Annotated in this window: 15 protein-coding genes; 5 read left to right on the top strand and 10 right to left on the bottom strand. The window is 69.1% G+C overall.

What is annotated here, in order from left to right; genetic code table 11:
• Positions 1-2: 2 nt before the first annotated feature.
• Positions 3-1,172, bottom strand: coding sequence for an acetate kinase (locus AC1DHY_RS03445; protein WP_476878183.1), 1,170 nt, complete (start codon positions 1,170-1,172; stop codon positions 3-5).
• An 8-nt stretch (positions 1,173-1,180) separates the two neighbouring features.
• A complete protein-coding gene (gene pta, locus AC1DHY_RS03450) occupies positions 1,181-3,295 on the bottom strand; it encodes a phosphate acetyltransferase (RefSeq protein ID WP_476878184.1) in 2,115 nt (704 codons plus the stop codon).
• A gap of 91 nt (positions 3,296-3,386) precedes the next feature.
• On the opposite strand from pta, the gene AC1DHY_RS03455 reads away from it, so the two are divergent.
• The 4 genes from AC1DHY_RS03455 to AC1DHY_RS03470 all read left to right on the top strand — a co-directional run bounded on the left by AC1DHY_RS03455 (position 3,387) and on the right by AC1DHY_RS03470 (position 6,927).
• The gene (locus AC1DHY_RS03455) at positions 3,387-3,905 is read left to right on the top strand and encodes a hotdog fold thioesterase (protein ID WP_476878185.1); all 519 of its coding nucleotides are present in this window, start codon (positions 3,387-3,389) and stop codon (positions 3,903-3,905) included.
• Positions 3,906-3,920: 15 nt separating this feature from the next.
• Positions 3,921-5,258, top strand: coding sequence for a phenylacetate--CoA ligase PaaK (paaK, locus tag AC1DHY_RS03460; protein ID WP_476878186.1), 1,338 nt, complete (start codon positions 3,921-3,923; stop codon positions 5,256-5,258).
• Positions 5,259-5,357: 99 nt separating this feature from the next.
• Entirely contained in the window at positions 5,358-5,969 is a 612-nt protein-coding gene (locus AC1DHY_RS03465; RefSeq protein WP_476878187.1) for a TetR/AcrR family transcriptional regulator, read from the top strand.
• A gap of 73 nt (positions 5,970-6,042) precedes the next feature.
• The gene (locus AC1DHY_RS03470; RefSeq protein ID WP_476878188.1) at positions 6,043-6,927 is read left to right on the top strand and encodes a DUF427 domain-containing protein; all 885 of its coding nucleotides are present in this window, start codon (positions 6,043-6,045) and stop codon (positions 6,925-6,927) included.
• 129 nt (positions 6,928-7,056) lie between these two features.
• Here AC1DHY_RS03470 and AC1DHY_RS03475 read toward each other — a convergent pair whose 3' ends face one another.
• Positions 7,057-7,464, bottom strand: a complete 408-nt coding sequence (locus AC1DHY_RS03475; protein ID WP_476878189.1) for a VOC family protein — start codon at positions 7,462-7,464, stop codon at positions 7,057-7,059.
• A 144-nt stretch (positions 7,465-7,608) separates the two neighbouring features.
• Complete coding sequence (paaZ, locus tag AC1DHY_RS03480) at positions 7,609-9,720, bottom strand: phenylacetic acid degradation bifunctional protein PaaZ (RefSeq protein WP_476903156.1); 2,112 nt, start codon at positions 9,718-9,720, stop codon at positions 7,609-7,611.
• A 172-nt stretch (positions 9,721-9,892) separates the two neighbouring features.
• Here paaZ and AC1DHY_RS03485 point away from each other — a divergent pair, with 172 nt between their 5' ends.
• Positions 9,893-10,327, top strand: coding sequence for a PaaI family thioesterase (locus AC1DHY_RS03485; RefSeq protein WP_476878190.1), 435 nt, complete (start codon positions 9,893-9,895; stop codon positions 10,325-10,327).
• On the opposite strand, the gene AC1DHY_RS03490 is transcribed toward AC1DHY_RS03485, so the two are convergent.
• Genes AC1DHY_RS03490 through AC1DHY_RS03515 form a run of 6 tightly spaced genes read right to left on the bottom strand, consistent with a single transcriptional unit; the run spans position 10,324 to position 17,304 of the window.
• Positions 10,324-12,954 (bottom strand): S1 family peptidase, encoded by a 2,631-nt coding sequence (locus tag AC1DHY_RS03490; RefSeq protein ID WP_476903157.1) that lies wholly within the window; start codon positions 12,952-12,954, stop codon positions 10,324-10,326. The two genes, AC1DHY_RS03485 and AC1DHY_RS03490, sit on opposite strands and share 4 nt — an antisense overlap.
• Before the next feature lie 9 nt (positions 12,955-12,963).
• Positions 12,964-13,695, bottom strand: coding sequence for a tyrosine-protein phosphatase (locus AC1DHY_RS03495; RefSeq protein ID WP_476878192.1), 732 nt, complete (start codon positions 13,693-13,695; stop codon positions 12,964-12,966).
• 7 nt (positions 13,696-13,702) lie between these two features.
• Positions 13,703-14,353, bottom strand: a complete 651-nt coding sequence (locus AC1DHY_RS03500; protein ID WP_476878193.1) for a GNAT family N-acetyltransferase — start codon at positions 14,351-14,353, stop codon at positions 13,703-13,705.
• A 28-nt stretch (positions 14,354-14,381) separates the two neighbouring features.
• The gene (locus AC1DHY_RS03505) at positions 14,382-15,263 is read right to left on the bottom strand and encodes a 3-hydroxyacyl-CoA dehydrogenase family protein (protein ID WP_476878194.1); all 882 of its coding nucleotides are present in this window, start codon (positions 15,261-15,263) and stop codon (positions 14,382-14,384) included.
• Positions 15,260-16,093, bottom strand: a complete 834-nt coding sequence (locus tag AC1DHY_RS03510; protein WP_476903158.1) for an enoyl-CoA hydratase/isomerase family protein — start codon at positions 16,091-16,093, stop codon at positions 15,260-15,262. The genes AC1DHY_RS03505 and AC1DHY_RS03510 overlap by 4 nt, the downstream gene beginning before the upstream one ends.
• Positions 16,093-17,304: a thiolase family protein gene (locus AC1DHY_RS03515; RefSeq protein ID WP_476878196.1), complete on the bottom strand. Its 1,212-nt coding sequence runs from the start codon at positions 17,302-17,304 to the stop codon at positions 16,093-16,095. The genes AC1DHY_RS03510 and AC1DHY_RS03515 overlap by 1 nt, the downstream gene beginning before the upstream one ends.
• Between the last annotated feature and the right edge of the window lie 111 nt (positions 17,305-17,415).

Raw genomic sequence — 17,415 nt, forward strand, 5'->3', positions numbered from 1 at the left:
GGTTACGGAGCAGTCGATGACTGGGTGACGACGGCGGCCGTGGCCTCGGCGATCGCGCGCTCCTCGTCAGTCGGCACCACCAGCACCGGCAGGGCCGATTCCGCGGTCGAAATCACCCGGGGTTCCTTAGACCGCTGGCGGTTCAGCCCGGCGTCGAGCTCCACGCCCAGCGCGCCCAACCGGTCCGCGACCAGGCTGCGGAACTGGTACGAGTTCTCGCCAATGCCGGCGGTGAAGACCAGTGCCTTCGCCCCACCGACGGCCACGTGATACCCGCCGATGTACTTCGAGAGCCGGTAGGAGGCCACCGCGAGGGCCATTGCGGCCTTGGCGTCGCCGGCGTCGGCGGCCTCCACCACGGAGCGCATGTCGTTGTTGCCGGCCAGGCCTTTCAGCCCGGAGCGCCGGTTGAGCATGGAGTCGAGGTCCTCGGCGGACCAGCCGGCCCGGGCCAGGAACACCAGGATCGAGGGGTCGAGGTCGCCGGAGCGGGTGCCCATCACGAGGCCCTCGAGCGGGGTGAACCCCATGGACGTGTCGACGGATTTGCCGCCGCGGATGGCGGTAACGGACGCGCCGTTGCCCAGGTGGGCGATCACGCCGTCGAACTCCTCCACCGGCAGGTCCAGCAGCGCGGCCGCCTGGTGCGCGACGTATTCGTGCGAGGTGCCGTGGAAGCCGTAGCGCCGGATGCCGTGGTTTGTATAGAGCTCGTCCGGCACGGCGTAGCGCCAGGCGTGCTCGGGCAGGGTGCGGTGGAAAGCAGTGTCGAACACGGCCACCTGCGGCAGTTCCGGCCATTTCTTGGCAATGGCGCGGATCCCAAGCACGTTGGCCGGGTTATGCAGCGGGGCGAGCGGGTTCAGCCGTTCGATGGCGCGGGCGATCTCGTTGTTGACCAGCACCGGCTCGGCGAAGCGTTCCCCGCCGTGGACCACACGGTGCCCGACGGCGTCGAGCGGCCGGTCGCCCAGAGCCTCGTGGATAGCGCCGTCCACCTGCTCAAGCGCCTCAGCGTGGTCGCGGGGGCCCTCGATCTCCCCGTCGCCGTCGCCGCCGTTGCCCATCCCGATTTTCTCCACCAGCCCCTCGGCGAGGACGCTGCCCGCCTCAACATCGCGGACCTGGTACTTAAGCGAGGACGAACCGGAGTTGATGACGAGCACGAGCATGGGGCCTCCTAAGCCTTGGCTTCGACGGACAGGGTTGCGGACGCGGCGTCCTGGTCACCGGCCTGCGCCTGGATCGCGGTGATGGCCACGGTGTTGAGGATGTCGTCCACCGTGCAGCCGCGGGAGAGGTCGTTGACCGGCTTGCGGAGGCCCTGCAGGACGGGCCCGACGGCGACGGCCCCGGAGGACTGCTGGACCGCCTTGTAGGTGTTGTTGCCGGTGTTCAGGTCCGGGAAAATGAACACCGTCGCCTGCCCGGCCACGGTCGAGCCCGGCATCTTGGACTCGGCGATCGCGGCGTCAACGGCGGCGTCGTACTGGATGGGACCCTCGACGGCGAGGTCCGGGCGCCGCTGCCGCACGAGTTCGGTGGCCTGCCGGACGGCGTCCACCGCTTCGCCGGCGCCGGAGCCTCCGGTGGAGTAGGAGAGCATCGCGACCCGCGGTTCAACGCCGAACTGGGCGGCGGTTTCGGCCGAGGCGAGGGCGATGTCCGCGAGCTGCTCCACGTTGGGTTCCGGGTTGACGGCGCAGTCGCCGTAGACCAGCACCCGGTCCGGCATCAGCATCAGGAACACCGAGGAGACGATCTTGACGCCCTCGCGGGTCTTCACGAATTCCAGGGCCGGGCGGATGGTGTGTGCCGTGGTGTGGGCGGCGCCGGAGACCATCCCGTCCACCACCCCGAGCTGGACCATCATGGTGCCGAAGTAGCTCTCGTCCTGCATCACTTCGAGCGCCTTGGCCAGGTCCACCCCCTTGTGCGCGCGCAGTTCCGCGTACTTCTGCGCGAAACCCTGGCGCAATTCCGAGGTGGCCGGGTCCACAATGTTGATTCCGCTAAGGTCGATCCCCTGGGTGGCGGCGAGCTCGCGGACGTCGGCCTCGCGGCCCAGCACCGTCAGCTCACAGACGTCCCGGCGGTGCAGGATCTCCGCGGCACGCAGGATGCGGACATCCGAGCCCTCCGGCAGGACAATGTGGCGGCGCTGGGAACGCGCCCGTTCAATGAGGTCATGCAGGAACCGCAGCGGCGTCATCCGCTCCGGCCGCGGCAGGTGCAGCCGCTCCAGGAGTTCGGCCTCGTCCACCTGTTTGGCCCAGAGACCCAGCGCGGATGCGACCTTCCGGCGGTGCCCCGACCAGATTTCGCTGCGCACCTCGGAGACGCGCTTGGCTGTCATGTAGGTGTCATCCGGGGCCGCGAAGATCGGGAACGGAGCCTGCGCCAGCAGGGAGTAAATGGTGGGGTCCGGGGCCAGGCCACCGGTCAGGATCAGGGCCGACGGGACCGGGAACTCGGCCGAAAGGGAGGAGGCCAGGCAGGCCACCAGCACATCCGCGCGGTCGCCCGGCACGATCACCAGGGCGCCGTCGTCGAGCACGTGCAGGAAATTGGCCACATTCATGGCGGCCACCTTGACCGAACGGACATCCCGTTCGCGGTCCGGCAGCCCGGCTACCTGGCCCAAGCCCAGGGCGGTGGCGACCTCGCCGGTGGTGGGCCGGGCGATGTCCTCAAGCTCCGGGAAGACGTACACCGGCCGGCCGGAAGCGCCCGGCCGGACCGCCGCGGCGATCGCCTCCAGGTCCCGGGGCTCGGCGCGGTTGACCATAATCGCCAGCAACGTGCACCGTTCGGCGAGCAGTTCCTTGCGGGCCACCTCGACGGCGTCCGCGGTTTCGGCCACGGTGCGGCCCCTGGCTCCGACGACGGCGACCATGGGCGCCGCGAGGTTGTTGGCGAGCCGGGCGTTCAGGTCGAATTCGACGGCGGCGTCCTGGCCGGTCAGGTCTGTCCCCTCGATGATCACCACGTCGCAGTGGCGGGACATCTCCGCGAAGATCTCCACGCACCGCGAATCGATTTCCTCGCGTTTGCCCTCGGCCAGTAGGCCCCGCACTTCGGCGAAGGTCAGGCCGCCCCGGCAGCGGTCGTCGTCGAGGTCAAAGCGGGATTTCATCAGCGCGACCATCGGGTCCGCGTCCGCCCGGCCGTGGACCACAGGCTTGAAGAACCCGATGCGGTCAGCGTGGCGGTGCAGCGTGTCCGCCAGGCCCAGGGCTACCAGCGACTTCCCGGATCCCGGCGTCGTCGCACTGACATATATTCCTTTGGCCATGTGTCCCAGCATACTTACACCCCTTGACAGCGGGCACCCGAATGGGATTACCTAATGAACATTCGGTAAATAAAGCTGGAGGCAATGACGCATGGCTGAACTGACGATTTCCGGTGACACCCACCCCATCCTGAAGGACGACTACGCCTCCGAATGGATGGGCGTTGAGGTTCTGGCCCTCGCCGACGGCCACGCCACCATCCGGATGCCCCTCCGGCAGGAAATGCTCAACGGCTTCGGCATGGCCCACGGCGGCATGATCTTCGCTTTCGGCGATACCGCCTTCGCCCTCGCCTGCAACCCGGCGGCCCCAGCAGCGTCCGACGCCGGGTCCATCACCGTCGCGTCCGGTGTGGACATCAACTTCATCAAGCCGGCGTTCCGTGGGCAAATCCTCACCGCCGTCGCGAATCACCGTGCCAGCACCGGACGGAGCGGCCTGTACGACGTCCAGATCTACGCCGCCGACCCCGGAACAGCGCAGGCCCCGGCCGGTTCCCCCGCCGGCGCCGCATCCCCCACGCTCCCGGGCGAGCTTCCTTCCGACACCGCCCCGGGCGAACTCATCGCCGAGTTCCGCGGCCGCAGCCGCACCATCTCCAAGAAATAGAAACGTAGGACACCGATGACCACCCCCACCGCTGAATCTGCCCTCGCCGCCAGCGACGCCGTCCTGGACCGCGAAGAAACCATCTCCCGCGACGAGCTCGAGGCGCTGCAGCTCAGCCGCCTTCAGCACACCGTCGCGTACGCCTACGACCGCGTGCCCCTCTACAAGCGGAAGTTCGACGAGGCCGGCGTGCACCCCTCCGACCTCCGCGAGCTCGAGGACCTGGGGAAGTTCCCGTTCACCACGAAGGAAGACCTGCGGCTCGAGTACCCCTTCGGGATGTTCGCCGTGCCGCAGAACGAGGTGGCCCGCATCCACGCCAGCTCCGGCACCACCGGACGCGCCACCGTTGTGGGCTACACCAAGAAGGACCTCGCCGACTGGGCCAAGCTGGTGGCCCGCTCCCTGCGCGCCTCCGGTGTGCGTCCGGGCATGAAGGTCCACAACGCCTACGGCTACGGCCTGTTCACCGGCGGCATGGGCGCCCACGCCGGCGCGGAGGCCCTCGGCTGCACCGTCATCCCGATCTCCGGCGGCCAGACCGAACGCCAGATCACGCTGATCCAGGACTTCAAGCCGGACGCCATCCTGGCCACCCCGACCTACCTGTTGACCATCGCGGACGCCATGATGAAGCAGGGCATCGACCCGGCCTCCACCTCGCTGAAGTTCGCCGTGCTGGGCGCCGAGCCCTGGACCGAGGAAATGCGGCACGAGCTCGAAGTCACCATGAACATCAAGGCTTGCGACATCTACGGCCTGTCCGAGGTCATGGGACCCGGCGTCGCCGGCGAAGCCGTGGAGACACAGGACGGCAGCCACATCTGGGAGGACCACTTCCGCCCCGAAATCATCGACGCCTTCGACCCCTCCGTGGTCTTGGGCGACGGCGAACCCGGCGAGCTGGTCTTCACCTCGCTGACCAAGGAGGCGCTGCCGATCATCCGGTACCGCACCAAGGACCTCACCCGGCTGCTTCCCGGCACGGCCCGCCCGGCCCACCGCCGTATGGGACGCATCACCGGCCGCAGCGACGACATGATCATCCTGCGCGGCGTGAACCTGTTCCCCTCGCAGATCGAGGAAATCGCCCTGCGCATTCCCGAGCTCAGCCCGCACTTCCAGCTGGAACTCACCCGCCCCGAAGGCCAGCGGATGGACCAGCTCACGGTCAAGATCGAGCGCCGCGAAGCGGTCAGCGCCGAGGGCAGCGCCTCGGCGGCGAAGGTTCTGCAGCAGCAGATCAAGATCCACGTCGGCTCCTCCTGCACCGTCGACGTCGTCGATCCCGGTTCGCTGGAGCGCTCCAACGGCAAGCTGCGCCGGATCTACGACATGCGTCCGAAGGGCTAATTCCGCCCTGCGGGTCCGGCCACCCGGCCGGACCGGCAGCCGCGACTCCCGGCGTCGCGGCTGCCGGACTGACCGACCGTTCATGAGAAACTAGCGAGTATGCCCAGCACAGCTACCACCGCCAAGCGCGGCCGCCCCGGCTATGACCAGCAATCAGTGCTGCTGATCGCCGTCGACGTCTTCAACCGGCACGGCTATGACGCCACGTCAATGGGCATCCTTGCCGAGAACCTGGGCATCTCGAAGTCGGCCATCTACCACCATGTCCCGTCCAAGGGCGATCTCCTCAAGCTGGCCCTGGACCACGCCCTCGGCGGCCTGGAAGCCATCCTGGACCAGCCCGGGGCGCAGACCGGATCGGCCGACGCCCGGCTGGAATTCGTGCTCCGCGAGACCATCTCCGTCCTGGTGGAGCGGCTGCCCTTCGTGACCCTGCTGCTCCGGCTGCGCGGCAACACCGAGATCGAACGCGACGCCCTGGAACGCCGCCGCACCTTCGACCACAAGGTGGCGGCCCTGATTTCCGCGGCCCGCGACGAGGGTTCCCTGCGCCAGGACATCGACCCCCGCACCGTCACGCGGCTCCTGTTCGGCACCATCAACTCGATCGTCGAGTGGTACAAGCCCGGCGGTTCGCTCTCGCCCGGGAAGCTGGCCGACGACGTCATCACCATGGCGTTCCACGGCCTGCACGTCCCCGGCCGGGACTAACCCACCCTTCCGCCCGGGGCCGTCCCGGGCTGCTGCCATTGACGGGCCGCTTGCCGCGGGCCACGCTGGGAGGATGGCCACCAGGTTATCCGAAGTGCTGATGGGCACCTTCCCCCAGTTCCGCTACGAGCCCACGGCCAAGAGGATCCGCGCCAGCCACGACGGCGTGCCGGTGGTGGACACTTCGCGCGCGTACTTGGTCTGGGAGCCGCGGCGGATCACCCCGATCTTTGCCGTCCCGGAGCAGGACCTGCTCGCCGGGCTCGCCGCCCCGTCACTGCCGGCGGCCGACGTCGAAGAGCACGCCTTCGCGATTCGGGCGGGTACTGCTGCCACGTCACTGGACCCCGTCACCGGCTTTGGCCGGCATACCGCGCCGGGCGAGGAGCTCGACGTCGTGACGCCGTCGGCCACGGTCGCCCGCGCCGCCTTCCGGCCCGCGGATCCGGACCTTTCCGGGCACATCGTCCTGGACTTCGCGGCCTTCGACTGGCTCGAGGACGACGAAGAGATCATCGGCCACCCCCGGGATCCGTTCCACCGGGTGGACATCCGCGCGTCGTCGGCGGAGGTGGAAGTGGCGCTCGACGGCGTCACGCTGGCCCGCACCACCGGCGCGCAGCTGTTGTACGAGACCATGCTGCCGGTCCGCTACTACTTCCAGCCCGCGGACGTGCGGCTGGACCGGCTGGAGGCCAGTCCCAAGCGGACCGTCTGTCCGTACAAGGGCCAGGCCAGCTACTGGAGCTACCCGGCGTCGGACCAGGGCGGCAACATCGCCTGGAGCTACGACCGGCGGTTCCGCGATGCCGCCCAGATCCATGGCCTCATCTGTTTCTTCAATGAGCGCGTGGACCTGAAGGTCAATGGGGTGCTGCAGCCCCGGCCGGTGTCGCCGTGGTCCCGCCCGGACCGGCCAGGCGGCCCGGGCGGCCCGGGCGGCCCTGGGGCGCATTGACCCCCTGCCCGGCCTCTCGGGGAGGAAATACCGGCGTGTCCGTGTCGATGTGCCCCGGCCGCGCAGCGGGAGGCGGCAGGCCCGTGCGCAGAACAGCACCCCGGAGGACCGGGGTGCTGTTGACCGTGCTCAGAGCTGGTAGTCGGCCGCCGTCATGATGTTCTCGTGTACGCAGAGGACATTATGTTCGGAGTCCATGAACCAGGCGCACTTTTCAGAATCCGTAGTGCAAATGTGGTTCTCGGTCTTGAGGTCGGGCAGGTTGTAGTCCTGGAACATTACGCCCCGGGCTTCCATCTCCCTGACGGTGCGCTCGATCTCGCTGACTTCGAAACTCAGGGTGGTGTGCTCGGAATGCTTTCCATCCCTGACTGGCATCAGCTGCAGCATCGGGCCGCCTTCTGAGCCGAACATTTCGCTTCCGTCCTCTGCCACGCCACGGTGCGGGAGCCCCAGGGTGTCCGCGTAAAAATGCCGGGCACGCGCTGCATCATCAACTGGCAGGACTGTTGTGGCTTTGCTGAGTACTAGGGACATTTCGCCACCTCCTACGAGCACGATTTTACGCCGCAGCAGGGTGGAAAGAGCCCGCCCCTCCCCGGTTGCCCTATCACTTATGGTTGCCATTCCGGGGTTTTAGCAGCCACAAGTGATAGCGCAACGGGGCGGAGGAGGGAGCGGTTACTTCTCGACGAGGGTCAGGACGTCGTAGGTGGCGACGATCTCGTCGTTCTGGTTGGTCAGGACGGCGTCCCAGGCCACCTCGCCGTACTCGTCGGTCTCACGCGGGGTGATCTTCTTGGCCGTCAGGGTGACGCGGATGGAGTCGCCGGCCGCGACGGGGGTGATGAAGCGCAGGTTCTCCAGGCCGTAGTTGGCCAGGACCGGGCCCGGAGCGGGTTCGACGAACAGTCCGGCGCCCCAGGCCAGCAGCAGGTACCCGTGGGCCACGATGCCCGGGAAGAACGGGTTGGCTTCCGCGGCTTCCTGGTTGGTGTGGGCGTAGAAGGTGTCGCCGGTGGAGTTGGCGAATTTCGTGATCTCGTCCAGGGAGACCTCACGCAGCTCCGAGCGGATGGCGTCGCCGATGTGCAGGGTGGACAGCGGCTTCCGGAACGGGTGCTGGCCCTCGGTGTCGAGGGTGAAGTTGCGGTCGGCGCCGGTGTGCCAGACGCCGGTGACGGCGGTTAGCATGTTGGGCGAACCCTGGATGGCGGTGCGCTGCATGTGGTGCATCACCGAGCGGATGCCGCCCAGTTCCTCGCCGCCGCCGGCACGGCCCGGGCCGCCGTGGACCAGGTGCGGAACCGGGGAGCCGTGGCCGGTGGAGCTGCGCGCGTCCTCGCGGTTGAGCATCAGCACCCGGCCGTGGTGGGCAGCGATGCCCGTGACCAGTTCACGGGCCACGTCGGGGTCGTTGGTGCAGACGGAGGCCACCAGTGAGCCGCCGCCCCGGGCCGCGAGGCGGACGGCGTCGGCGAGGTCGGTGTAGCCGATCACGGAGGAGACGGGGCCGAAGGCTTCCAGCGAGTGGACCTCTTCGGCTTCCGGGTTGGCCCAGCTCAGCAGCACCGGGGACATAAACGCACCGCCGTCGACGACGCCGATGCTGCCGTCGGCGCTGGTGACCTTCGGTGAGTCAAGCGTGCCGTAGGCAAGCTCCCCGCCGGCGTCGAGCATGGACTGGACGGCGGCACGCACGTCGGCGAGCTGGTCGAGCGAGGCGAGGGCACCCATAGTGACGCCCTCCGCGCGGGGGTCGCCCACGACGACGCGCTCGGCGATCCGCTCCCCCACGGCGGCGACGACGTCGGACACCAGGTCCTGCGGCACGATGGCACGGCGGATGGAGGTGCACTTCTGGCCGGCCTTGACGGTCATTTCGGTGACGAGCGACTTGATGAACGCGTCGAATTCCGGGGTGCCCTTGACGGCGTCCGTACCGAGGATCGCGGCGTTGAGGGAGTCTGTCTCGGAGGTGAAGCGCACGCCGCCAGTGACCACGTTGGGGTGGGACTTGAGCGTGTTGGCGGTGGCCGCGGAGCCGGTGAAGGCGACGAGGTCACGGTAGTCGAGGTGGTCAAGCAGGGTGCGGACGGAGCCGGAGACCAGCTGCAGTGAGCCTTCGGGCAGGATCCCGGACTCGTCGATGGCCTTCACTACAGCAGCCGCGACGTAGCCCGTGGGGGTGGCCGGCTTGACGATGGTGGGGACGCCGGCGATGAAGGCCGGGGCCAGCTTCTCGAGCATGCCCCAGACCGGGAAGTTGAAGGCGTTGATCTGTACGGCGACGCCGGGAATCCGGGTGTAGATGTGCTCGCCGGCGAAGGAGCCGTCCCGCGAAAGCACCTCCATGGGGCCATCCACTACCACCTGGGCGTTGGGCAGTTCGCGCCGGCCCTTGGAGCCGAAGGTGAAGAGCACGCCGATGCCGCCGTCGATGTCGACCATCGAGTCGATCTTGGTGGCGCCGGTCTGCGCGGAGAGGGCATAGAACTCGTCGCGGCGGCCGTTGAGGTACTGCGCCAGTTCCTTAAGCTTGAGGGCGCGCTGGTGGAAGGTCAGCTTGCCCAGTTCCGTCTGGCCGGTGGTGCGGCCGTAGTCGACGACGCCGGCAAGGTCGAGGCCCTCGGTGCTCACCTTGGCCAGAAGTTCACCCGTGCTGGCGTCCAGGACGTCGGCCGCACCGGCGGCTGAGGCGGCGTCCGGGGTCCACCAGGAGTTGCGGATGAAGCTGGGAACGATCTCGACGGTGCCCACTGAGGGTTCCGGAGCAGTTGCAGTGGTGGTCATCGTTGACGGGTCCTTCCAACGCGGGGCAAGATCACGCGGCCAGCGCATTACTGACCGTCCGTTCGGTAATATGTCTACAGTACATGACTGAGCCGTGCGGCACACTAGTACCGGCACGACTACCGGCACCACTGCCGGTCTGTGACCGGGCAGAGCCCCCGAAGGAGACGCAATGACCACCGATCCCCGCGGTACCGACCTGTGGACCATCACGCTCGGCGAACTTGACGAAAAGATGGGCGTCAAGATCCTCGAGCAATCAGTGGAGCGCGTTGTGGCGACCATGCCGGTGGAGGGCAACCGCCAGTCCTTCGGCCTGCTGCACGGCGGTGCCTCGCTGGCCGTGGGCGAGGCAGTGGGCTCCTGGGCCGCGGTGATTCACGCCAGCACCATGGGGAAAACAGCGGTGGGGGTGGACGTCTCGGCAACCCATCACAAGTCCGCCCGCGGGGGGCTTGTGACGATCACCGCCACTCCCGTGCACCTTGGCGGCACGCTGACCACTCACGAGGTCCTGATCACCAACGAAGCCGGCGACCGGCTGTGCACCATGCGGATCACCAACCTGCTGCTGGACCGGAAGAACCAGCCAGGGCCGAAGCCCTAGCGGACGGCCCGACGCCGGCTGGCGGCCAGCAGCGCGCCGCCAAGCAAGAGCGCCCCTGCTCCCCAGCCGGCGGCGGTCAGCGCACCGCCCGCGCCGGTGCTGGCCAAGGCCGCCGGGCCGCCCGGCTGCTGGACGGGGCGGCCTGCCCCCAGGGCGGCTGCTCCCGGGGCGGGGGCGGCAGGTCCCGCAGCGGCGGCGGGTCCCGCCGAGGCGGCAGGTCCACCCGAAGCGGCCGCAGCTGCCGGCTGATCAATACGGAACCGGAAACCCATCGGCGCCGAGGCAACCCCGTCGACCGACTGGGACACCGACACGGTATGCGGGCCCACGGCCAGGCCGTCCGGGACGGCCACACTCCAACGCCCGCCGGCCACCACAACCTGCGGCACCAGCGACGCGGACACTCCCTTCGTCCCCATCCCGGCGGCGCCGGCGCGCGCTTGCCCAACGGCCTGGCCGTCGATCAGTACCGTGACGGAGGCTGCGTCCACGCCGGTCCCCGAGATCGCGGCGGGCACCTCGCCCTGGCGGAACGAGGCCCCGGCCCAGTCCCCGTCGACCACTGGGGCCGGCGGCCGCACACTGAACTCCGCCGTCGTCGTGGGGCTGTCCGCGTGGCCGGCCGAGGCCTGGACCGCGGAGACGGTCACCTTGCCGTAGACCGGTTGGTTGCCCAGCGGGATACTCCACTGTCCGTCCGGCGCGACCGTCGCCGAGCCCGCCAGATCGCCGGAAAGCGTCACAACGCTGCCCGGGGTGCCTGTGCCTTCGACGCTGTCGAGGCCCGTGCTGGTGGATCCCGGCGCGGGCGTTGTGATTGCGGGCGCCGGCAGGGCCGAGACGTTGAGGCGGAAGTCCTTGGCCCCGGACTTGCTGAAGCCGTTGACGGTTTCGGCTGTGAACTGGAACGGGCCCTCGGCTGCGGGTGCGCTGAACGACCAGTTGCCTGCCGCGTCCACCGGGAGGTCGACGGCGGCCTGGTCCTGCCGTGTCAGGCGGACCTTGGAGTCGGCGGCAACGGCCGAGGCGGGGGCGGCGGCCACGTGCCCGCGGATGACGGAGCCGGGCAGGACCGTGCCGCCATCGGCCGTTCCGGCCAGGGTTGGTTTGTTGAGGAACAGCCGGAGCTGGACGGGGCCAGGCACGTACCCGAGCGCATCCTGCAGTGTGGTGGCGACGGCGAAGTTCTGCGTGGCGTCCTTCGGTTCGCCGGCGGAGTGGGTGCCGACCGCGTAGTTGCCGCTGATCCAGGGGCCGCCTGAGTCGCCGCCGCTGGACTGGACGTCGTGGGACAGGAATCCCTTGAAAGCGCGCAGGTCTGCCGGGTCCGTGGTCCGTCCCGCCACCACGTAGATGCCGGTCTCGGCCACCGTGCCGCAGGACCACCCGGTGGTCCGGCCGGAGCGGCACACGGCCTGGCCCTGATATGGCGCGGTGGTGCCGATGATCTTCACGGACGTCCGGGCGGGCGCGGCAGGGTTCTGCCAGGTCGTGGCCGACGACTGAACGTCGAGGCCGGGCCGCACGTCTTTGATCACGGCGATGTCGGTGCCGATGTTGCCGGGGGTGGCCTCGGTCCCGGTGATGGCCGAGTTGTTGGGGCCGCCGAACTGGCTGAAGCCGAACGTTCCGAGGAGCCCGGGAACAGCTGGCAGCGCCGTCGTCGCGCCGCCCGCCGGTGCCGCGGTGGAGGGTTCGACGTCGGCCCGGGCTGCGGCTCCGTCCTCGGCGCAGTGGCCGGCGGTGAGGACCAGCGGCAGGCCGTGCGGATCGAAGGCGCCGAAACCGGCGGAGCAGATGGTCATGTTGTCGATGACAAAGCCCTGGCCGCCGAAGTAGTCCTCCTCGGTTTTGATGGCTGCGCCCTTTTCCAGCTCCACGTTGGCGTAGCGCGCCACGAAGTCTGCCGCCGAGGTCTTGCCGGGAGCGGGCTGCGCTGCCGGATCGGCGGTGCCGGGCGCGGGCACCTGGAACGGGCGGACGATGCCGGGCACCAGGGCGCCGGCGGTGCTGGCCTCGGCGCTGTTGGTGCCGCCGGTGCGGATGATGAAGTGCCCGTCCGCGTAGGCGACGGCTTGCAGCCCGGCTGGCCCCACATCACGGACGTAGGCCTGGAAGAGCTGTTCGGCGCTGCCGGCGCGAAGTTCGGGCGCGGCGCCGGGTGCCGCCTTCGGTGTTGCCTTGGGAGCCGGCGAAGCTGAGGGTGAGGGTGCCGGAGTTGCCGCGGCACTCCCCGCGGGTGCCTCGAGCACGATGTCGGCCGGGGCGGTCTTGTTGAGTTCGTTGACGCCCGCCTGGAGCTCGGTCCCGTGACCCTGGACCACGATTTTTCCGTCCCGCAGGACGATCCCGAGGTACCCCGGCAGCGCGCGCAGGGTGGTGGCTGCGGCGGCGGCCCGTTTGGCCTGCGTACCGGCGGCGTTGAACTCTTCCATCGTCATGCCCAGGTCCCGTTGCACGGCTTCGGCAAGTCCGGCGTCGCTGATGTCCGGTGCCGCCGGGGAGGACGCGGCGGGGTCGGGGGCGCTGGCTTCGGCGTAGGCAGGGACGGCCAGCGAAGACCCTCCGAGAGCAACGGCGGTGGCCGCCACTGCCCGCATTACAAGCCGGTAGGTGGGAGTCTTCACCCGGTTACTCTAACGCGCCAGTTTGCCCCGGATGGCGGCCAACTCGTGGACCGTTACGCCATTGTGGCCCAAAAATTCGGCGGTGGTTACCTCCCGGACGAACCGCAGCAGGCTGTTCCGGCGTCGTTCAATCAGGGGCGCCAGGACGTCCTCGGGAAGGTACCGTTCGTGCGGGTGGGGCGTCCCGGACCGGCGGTGGTGCTCATTGATTCCCCGCATGGCGCGTTCGTAGGCCGCCGCGATGGCGGGCTCCCCGGCCCCGCCGAGGTCCTGGAGCATAGCCGCGATCATGCCGCTGCGGTCCCGGCCGGCGGAGCAGTGGATGACGACGCCGCCGCGCGCTGCGGCCACAGCCTTGAATACCTGCGCGAGCTTCCCGGGGAAGATCCTGGCGTTGTCCCGATAGTACGCGGGGTCGTTCAGGTAGGGAACGCAGAGTTCACGGAATTCGCTGTTCGCCGGGTCCTCCGTGGGGGCGTGCACGACGTCGAACGCGGCCAGGGTTTCGGCGCCCACCACAGGGTCTGTGTCGCGCCGGCGGACCTCCTCGGGGTTGCGCAGGTCAATGACTGTGCGGATGCCGCCGTCGTACGCCTGCTGCCAGCCGGTCTCGGTGAGCCATTCCCGGCGTCCCATCCGGTACACGTCCCCCGCAATATGCCAGGCGTTGACGGCACCGTCCCAATCCACGGCGCGGCCGTCATCCGGCGGGCCGGCCGGGGCAACGGGCTCCGGCCGCATCCCCGGGCTAGCCATCGGCCCGGCCGTCCGCCGAGCCCCGGCGGCGGCCGACGAGGCGGTATTCCAGGCCGGTCCGGACCATCGGCCATTCGTGTTCGAGGATGGAGAACACCACGGTGTCCCGGAGCTGACCGTCGGCCGTGCGGCTGTGGCTGCGCAGCACACCGTCCTGTTTGGCGCCGAGCCGGGCGATCGCCTCGCGCGACTGGTGGTTGAGCCAGTGCGTGCGGAATTCCACCGCCGGGCATCCGAGCGTCTCGAAGGCATGCCGGAGCAGCAGCAGCTTGGAGTCGGGGTTGCTGCCGCTGCCGTGGGCGGAGAGCGCGTTCCAGGTGGAACCGATTTCCACCCGCGGTGTGGCGGCGTCGATGTTCATGTAGGTGGTCATGCCGATGACCTGCCCTGGACCCCCGGTGGCCGGATCGAGCAGCCGCGTGGTGAAGGGCAGCATGGACCCTGCCTGCTGGAGGGCCAGTCGCCGGTCGATCTCGGCTGTCATGGCTTCCGGGGCCGGCACGGAGGTGTACCAGAGTTTCCAGAGTTCGCCGTCGCGGGCAGCTTCCACCAGCCCGTCGTGGTGCGCGTGGCTGAGCGGTTCCAGCACCACGTGCGTGCCGGTGAGGGTGATGGGTTCAATGCGCGGCGGGGCGGTAGTCACCGCTCCATCCTAGGCATGCCGGTCCGGCTCAGGCAGTCCAGTCGAAGAAGCCCTTGCCGGTTTTGCGGCCAAGCTCGCCGCGGGCCACCTTGTCCCGGAGGATCTGCGGCGGGGCGAAGCGTTCACCCAGCGTCGAAGCCAGGTATTCGGCGATGCCCAGCCGGACGTCCAGGCCCACAATGTCGGTGGTGCGCAGCGGGCCCGTGGGGTGCTTGTAGCCCAGGACCATCGCGTTGTCGATGTCCTCGGCCGAGGCCACGCCTTCCTCCACCATGCGCATCGCCTCCAGGGCGATGGCTACCCCCAGCCGTGAGGACGCGAAGCCGGGGGCGTCGTTGACGACGACGGCGGTCTTGCCCAGTGCCGCGACCCAGCCGCGGGCGTCCCGGGCGAGGGTTTCGCTGGTCTGCTCGCCGAGCACCACCTCGATCAGGGTGGAGGCCGGAACCGGGTTGAAGAAGTGCAGGCCCAGGAAGTTCTGCGGGCGCTTCAGCTCGCGGGCCAGGCCGTTGACGGACAGCGACGAGGTGTTGGAGGCGAGGTAGGCGTCGGCGCCGAGGCGTTCCTCGATCCCGCGCAGCGAGGCGACCTTCAGGTCCCAGTCCTCGGGTACGGCCTCGACAACCAACTGCCGATCCTTGAAGTCGTCGTAGTCCACAGTGACGGAGAGCCTGGAGACCATCTCGTCCAGGTTGCCGTCGGTGGCGCCGAGTTCGATGCTCTTGGCGGCGGCCGACTCCACCCGTTCCCGGGCGGCCTCGGCGGATTCGTCGTCGCGTTCCACCACCAGGACGTTGGCCCCGTTGATCAGGAAGGCGTGGGCGATGCCCGCGCCCATCCGGCCGCCGCCGAGCACTCCAACGGAGGCGGGGACGGCGGGAACGCTGGCGGGAACTAAGGGGCTGCTCATGGCTGCTTCTTCCGGTCTGAAGAGGTCTCTGGCGGTGCGGCCGGCAGTGCGGCCGACTTCTTGGCGGACTTTTTGTCCAGGAAGGCCTGCATCCGGTCGAACTTCGCCTGGGATTCGAAAAGGATGCCCTGGGCGAGCTGGTCGATCAGCGGGTGTGCCTCGGCCGGGGCATGGAACACGGATTTGGTGATCCGCACGGCGAGGGGGTCCTGCTGCCCGATCCGGTCCGCCAGCGCGTGGGCGCCGACCATCAGCTGCGCGGGTTCATGGACCTCGGTGATAAGCCCGACGGCGAGCGCCCGGTCGGCGCGGAGCACAGCGCCGGCCAGCAGGATGTCCTTCGCGACGGGCTCCCCCACCAGTTCCTTCAGGCGCCAGCTGGCCCCGGCGGCGGCGAGGATGCCCAGGCCCGTCTCGGGGTTGCCGATCCGGACCCCGGGGGTGCCGATGCGGAAGTCGGCCGCGTAGGCGAGCTCGGCCCCGCCGCCCAGGCAGAAGCCGTCGAGAGCGGCAATGACCGGCATCGGCAGCTTGGCGATGCGGACGAAGATGGTGGAGTTGATGCCCTGCAGGGCGTCGTCCCTGCGGCGTTCACGCAGCTGTGCGATGTCCGCGCCGGAGGCGAAGACGCCCTCCGTGCCGGCCAGGATCAGCACCTTCGGGGTCTGCTCCAGGTAGGCGCAGACCCGGTGGAGCTCGTCGACCATCTGCTGGTCGATCGCGTTGCGGACCTCTGGCCGGTTCAGCAGCACCACCAACCGGTCCTGCTGCTCCTCGACCAGGAGCGTGCTGAAGCCAGCGGTATCCAGGCAGGCGGGCTGGGCCGCCATTAGACGCGCTCCAGCAGCATGGCGGTGCCCTGTCCCACGCCGATGCACATGGTGGCCAGGCCGATCCGCGCATCTTCGCGTTCCATCCGCCCCAGCAGGGTGATCGCGATCCGGGAGCCCGACGAGCCCAGCGGGTGCCCCAGTGAGATCGCGCCGCCGTCGCGGTTCACAATCTCCGGGTCCAGACCCAGCCGGCGCACGGAGGCCAGGGACTGCGTCGCGAAGGCTTCATTGAGTTCGACGGCGCCGAGGTCACCGACGCCGAGGCCGGCGCGGGCGAGGACCTTTTGGGTGGCCGGGACGGGCCCGATGCCCATGATCTCGGGTTCGCAGCCGGCGGACGCCCCGTCGATGATGCGGGCCCGCGGGGTGAGGCCCAGCTTCTGGATGGCCGCCTCGGAGGCGACGATGATCGCGGAGGCGCCGTCGTTCAGGGTGGAGGAGTTGCCCGCGGTGACCACGGAGCCCCCGGCAACCACCGGCCGGAGATTGGCGAGCACGTCCATGGTGGTGCCGGCGCGCGGGCCCTCGTCGGTGTCGACCACCGTTTCGGCCTTGCGGGTCTTGACGGTCACGGGGACGATCTCCGCGGCGAAGCGGCCGGCGGCGATCGCGGCGAGGGAGAGTTCGTGCGAACGGACGGCGAACGCATCGGCGTCCTCGCGGGTGATGCCGTCCACGCGGGCCACTTCTTCCGCCGTTTCCGGCATGGAGTAGGTCATCTTGCCGTCGCGGGAAAGTTCACCCTTCTGGAACAGCGGGTTGGCGAAGCGCCAGCCGATGGAGGTATCAAAAATCTGGCCGGGCTTGGCGAAAGCGGTCTGCGGTTTTTCCTGCACCCAGGGGGCGCGGCTCATCGATTCGACGCCGCCGGCCACCACGATGTCCGCGGCGCCCGATTTGATCATCTGGCTGGCCATGATGATGGCGCTCAGGCCCGAGGCGCACAACCGGTTGACGGTGATGCCCGGGATGTGCAGCGGCAGGCCGGCCAGGATGGTGGCCATCCGGGCGACGTTGCGGTTTTCCTCGCCGGCACCGTTGGCGTTCCCGAGGATGACCTCGTCAATCGCGTCCGGGTCGACGCCGGCACGGGCCACGGCCTCGCGGACCACGAGTGCGGCCAGGTCATCGGGACGGACCCCGGAAAGGGCGCCCCCGTACCGCCCCACCGGAGTGCGGGCACCGCCAACAAGAAAAGCCTCGACCATGAGAACATCCTTCACCAAGGGAGCTGGGCCGCAATAAAATTACCGACCGTTCGTTCTATAAAGATTACACACCGGCCCAGCGGGGTCAACCGGACGGCCCCTGATGACGCC

It is taken from the genome of Arthrobacter sp. 05L44, from assembly GCF_056397605.1.

Excerpts from the sequence above, each read along its gene's own strand:
- AC1DHY_RS03445 (WP_476878183.1), bottom strand. The coding sequence starts at position 1,172 with ATGCTCGTGCTCGTCATCAACTCCGGTTCGTCCTCGCTTAAGTACCAG.
- pta (WP_476878184.1), bottom strand. The coding sequence starts at position 3,295 with ATGGCCAAAGGAATATATGTCAGTGCGACGACGCCGGGATCCGGGAAG.
- AC1DHY_RS03455 (WP_476878185.1), top strand. The coding sequence starts at position 3,387 with ATGGCTGAACTGACGATTTCCGGTGACACCCACCCCATCCTGAAGGAC.
- paaK (WP_476878186.1), top strand. The coding sequence starts at position 3,921 with ATGACCACCCCCACCGCTGAATCTGCCCTCGCCGCCAGCGACGCCGTC.
- AC1DHY_RS03465 (WP_476878187.1), top strand. The coding sequence starts at position 5,358 with ATGCCCAGCACAGCTACCACCGCCAAGCGCGGCCGCCCCGGCTATGAC.
- AC1DHY_RS03470 (WP_476878188.1), top strand. The coding sequence starts at position 6,043 with ATGGCCACCAGGTTATCCGAAGTGCTGATGGGCACCTTCCCCCAGTTC.
- AC1DHY_RS03475 (WP_476878189.1), bottom strand. The coding sequence starts at position 7,464 with ATGTCCCTAGTACTCAGCAAAGCCACAACAGTCCTGCCAGTTGATGAT.
- paaZ (WP_476903156.1), bottom strand. The coding sequence starts at position 9,720 with ATGACCACCACTGCAACTGCTCCGGAACCCTCAGTGGGCACCGTCGAG.
- AC1DHY_RS03485 (WP_476878190.1), top strand. The coding sequence starts at position 9,893 with ATGACCACCGATCCCCGCGGTACCGACCTGTGGACCATCACGCTCGGC.
- AC1DHY_RS03495 (WP_476878192.1), bottom strand. The coding sequence starts at position 13,695 with ATGCGGCCGGAGCCCGTTGCCCCGGCCGGCCCGCCGGATGACGGCCGC.
- AC1DHY_RS03505 (WP_476878194.1), bottom strand. The coding sequence starts at position 15,263 with ATGAGCAGCCCCTTAGTTCCCGCCAGCGTTCCCGCCGTCCCCGCCTCC.
- AC1DHY_RS03510 (WP_476903158.1), bottom strand. The coding sequence starts at position 16,093 with ATGGCGGCCCAGCCCGCCTGCCTGGATACCGCTGGCTTCAGCACGCTC.
- AC1DHY_RS03515 (WP_476878196.1), bottom strand. The coding sequence starts at position 17,304 with ATGGTCGAGGCTTTTCTTGTTGGCGGTGCCCGCACTCCGGTGGGGCGG.